A 1730-nucleotide genomic window follows, 5' to 3' on the forward strand; every position below is an offset into this window, starting at 1 on the left:
AGGCGACGGGTCTGCGGCTGCCGACGACGCTGGTCTTCGACCACCCGACCCCGGCGGCCATCGCACGCCTCCTCCTCGACGAGATCGGCGAGGCCGAGCCGGCCGCAGTGGTGGTCCGTCCGCAGCGCAAGCGTCCGAAGGCGGACGAGCCGCTGGCGATCGTGGGCATGGCCTGCCGGTACCCGGGCGGCGTGAGTTCGCCCGAGGAGCTGTGGCAGCTGGTGGCGGAGGGCCGGGATGCGATCTCGGGCCTGCCGACCGACCGCGGCTGGGACCTCGAACGGCTCTCCAACCCGGACACCGAACAGCAGGGGGCCCTCACCACGCGTGGCGGCGGCTTCCTCGACAACGTCGCCGACTTCGACGCCGGATTCTTCGGTGTGAGTCCGCGAGAGGCGCTCGCCATGGACCCGCAGCAGCGTCTGCTGCTGGAGGCGTCCTGGGAGGCTCTGGAGGACGCGGGGCTCGACCCGGCTTCGTTGCGCGGCAGCGACACCGGCGTCTTCTGCGGCGTCGTCTCCACCGACTACGGCATCTCGTCGACGCCGCGCGAGCTGGAAGGCTTCCGACTGACGGGGACGACCACGAGCGTCGTGTCGGGCCGCGTCGCCTACAGCCTCGGGCTGGAAGGCCCCGCCGTGTCCGTGGACACGGCCTGCTCTTCGTCGCTGGTCGCCATGCATCTGGCGTCGCAGGCGCTGCGTTCCGGTGAGTGCTCGCTGGCGCTCGTCGGTGGCGTGACGGTGATGGCCGGCCCGTTCCTGCTCCAGGAGTTCAGCCGCCAGCGTGGCCTGGCGGAGGACGGCCGTTGCAAGTCGTACGCGGCCTCCGCCGACGGCACGGGCTTCTCGGACGGTCTGGGTCTGCTCGTCGTCGAACGCCTCTCGGACGCCCAGCGCAACGGCCACCGGATCCTGGGTGTCATCCGCGGCAGCGCCGTCAATCAGGACGGTGCGAGCAACGGCCTCACGTCCCCGAACGGTCCCTCGCAGGAACGGGTGATCCGTCAGGCCCTGGAGAACGCCGGTGTGGACGCCTCCGAGGTGGACGCCGTGGAGGGTCACGGCACGGGTACGCGTCTGGGTGACCCGATCGAGGCACAGGCGCTGCTGGCCACGTACGGCCAGGAGCGGGTGAACGGTCCGCTGCTGCTGGGCTCCATCAAGTCCAACATCGGTCACTCGTCGGCTGCTGCCGGTGTCGCCGGTGTGATCAAGATGGTCATGGCGATGCAGCACGGCGTGCTGCCGCAGACGCTGAACGTGGACGAGCCTTCGCCGTACATCGACTGGACCTCGGGTGAGGTCGAGCTGCTGACCGAGGCGGTGGAATGGCCTGCCACGGCTGATCGGCCGCGTCGGGCCGGCGTGTCCTCGTTCGGCATCAGTGGCACCAACGCTCACGTGATCATCGAGGCTGCGCCGGAGCTGCCGGCTGCGGCCGAGGTGGTGCCCGCCAACCGTCCGTCGGTGGTGCCGGTGGTGGTGTCGGGCAAGAGTGCGGAGGTGTTGGCTGCGCAGGCGGGTCGTCTTCGGTCGCATCTGCTGGAGCGTCCGGAGCTGGGTGTGCTGGACGTGGCGTTCTCGGCGGTGCAGCGGGCTGCTGTGGTGGCTTCGGATCGTGAGGGTCTCCTGGCGGGGCTGGGTGCACTGGCCGAGCGGCAGGACGGCGCGCGACTGGTGCCGGGCAGGACTGGGTTCCTGTTCACGGGTCAGGGTGCTCAGCGTGCG

At 70.6% G+C, this 1730-nt stretch carries 1 protein-coding gene; it reads left to right on the plus strand.

Annotation, left to right across the window (positions count from 1 at the left end; all coding sequences use genetic code 11):
- Positions 1 to 1730: type I polyketide synthase (locus IO30_RS0128955; RefSeq protein ID WP_037895445.1), on the plus strand; the 1730-nt coding region annotated here is incomplete at both ends.

It is taken from the genome of Streptomyces xanthophaeus, from assembly GCF_000725805.1.
In the GTDB taxonomy this organism is placed as follows: domain Bacteria; phylum Actinomycetota; class Actinomycetes; order Streptomycetales; family Streptomycetaceae; genus Streptomyces; species Streptomyces xanthophaeus.